This is a genomic window from Legionella drancourtii LLAP12, assembly GCF_000162755.2.
Taxonomy (GTDB): domain Bacteria; phylum Pseudomonadota; class Gammaproteobacteria; order Legionellales; family Legionellaceae; genus Legionella; species Legionella drancourtii.
Window position 1 is genome coordinate 1 of record NZ_JH413828.1, and the last position, 1,604, is coordinate 1,604.

Sequence of the window (1,604 nt, forward strand, 5' to 3'; positions counted from 1 at the left end):
TATAACTATTTTACCAAGGAAATTTTATGAAATTTTCAACATTGTTAAAACTGATGCGCTTCTGGCCACCTTTTTAAAAAATAACATCTTACTTTTTTGACTATACTTAACAAGGAAAAGTGCTAAATATGAATGCATAAATACTAAAAAATAGCATCATAAAACTTAATATCGTTATATAATATACGAACTGATTGATTAGTATGTAAAAAATATGAATGATAAGAAACAATGGGTTAACCGACATGAACATCCCGGTTTTTTAAAAAATGCGCTGGCAATAAGCGGTTCCGTGACACCCAGAGTATTTAAGAAAGTTCTCTTTATGATTGGCTACTCTTCTTTTATCTCATGTCTTGACTATTTTATACCTTCAATATCATTACCCATAGGACCATTTGAATATGCTGGATTAATCATGGGGCTGATCTTGGTTTTTAGAGTAAATGCAGGTTACGACCGCTGGTGGGAAGCACGAAAAATATGGGGGAACGTAGTCAATCAAAGCAGGAATCTTGCCATTATTGTCTCAAATTACGCCAACACTAAGAATACGAATTGGAGTATTAAGTTAACCAAGTATATTGCAGCATTACCTTATCTTATGAAAAATAATTTACGCGGAGATGCCTCAATCGATGAAATAAAGCGCTTGCTTGATCCCCAACTACTCTCTATTTTAGAGCAATCAGAACATAAGCCCAATGCCCTGTCGTCTATTATTGCGCATGAACTTAATCGAGTCCGTCTTAGTAACGAACTCGATTCTTTTTCATTTCTACAGGCGGAGGAAAAACGCGCCATGATTCTTGACAGCCAAGGTGCTTGTGAACGAATTCTAAAAACACCAATGCCTTTTGTGATGGCAGTCAAATCGAGGCGGTTCATTTTATCATTTTTACTGGCATTGCCATTTGCTCTAGTCAATATTTCTCTTTTGATTAGCCCAGTTATTACTGGTTTAGTGGCCTATGCTTTATTTTCATTAGATCAAATTGGAATCGAGCTGCAAAATCCTTTTTCAGAAGAACGGTTAAGTCATTTACCTTTAAATGATATTTGCGAGACGATTGAAAAGAATATTATCGAAATCCAAAAGATAGCGCAGTGATGGTATTTGGACTCCATTAGTTTATTAGAGTTAGCTTCAAGCATAAACCAGGTTCGTTTTTGCAATGGTGGTGTAATCATTTCCATGCGCAAACAAGCATAATCCTACTCACTATCTGAGACTGAAAATAATTAAACCGGAATTCATCACCCTAATCTCGTGGCAAAGCAGCCCGCTTCTGAATATAAATAGTGAAGATGGCTACTGAAATTCAGACAGTCAGAAGCCACGTATACAAATGTAACTTAGTATGACCTATCAATGTCAACAGCCCCTAATAAATTCATGCACTACTTGGGTAAATTGTTGCGGATATTCTATTTGCGGCAAATGCCCACATTCGGCGAAACAATAATAGTTTGCTCCTTGAATTTTATTTGCGAGATCCTTAACCAAAGGCTCCCTAAAGATTAAGTCCTGATCCCCTGCTAAAACTAAGGTTGGTGCATTAATTTGTTGTAACCAAGGACCCGAATCAAATCGCTGCAGCGCT

2 protein-coding genes are annotated in these 1,604 nt (G+C 36.7%); one reads left to right on the top strand and one right to left on the bottom strand.

All coding sequences use genetic code 11. The features are described from left to right. Positions 1-214 precede the first annotated feature (214 nt). The gene (locus LDG_RS10150; protein ID WP_006871248.1) at positions 215-1,111 is read left to right on the top strand and encodes a bestrophin family protein; all 897 of its coding nucleotides are present in this window, start codon (positions 215-217) and stop codon (positions 1,109-1,111) included. 264 nt (positions 1,112-1,375) lie between these two features. Here the strand turns inward: LDG_RS10150 and LDG_RS19675 are convergent. Next, positions 1,376-1,604 (bottom strand): alpha/beta fold hydrolase (locus tag LDG_RS19675; protein ID WP_233491477.1); only part of this gene is annotated, 229 nt, incomplete at its 5' end.

What these genes read in the sequence shown, in the direction of transcription:
- LDG_RS10150 (WP_006871248.1), top strand. Translation starts at nt 215, where the DNA reads ATGAATGATAAGAAACAATGGGTTAACCGACATGAACATCCCGGTTTT.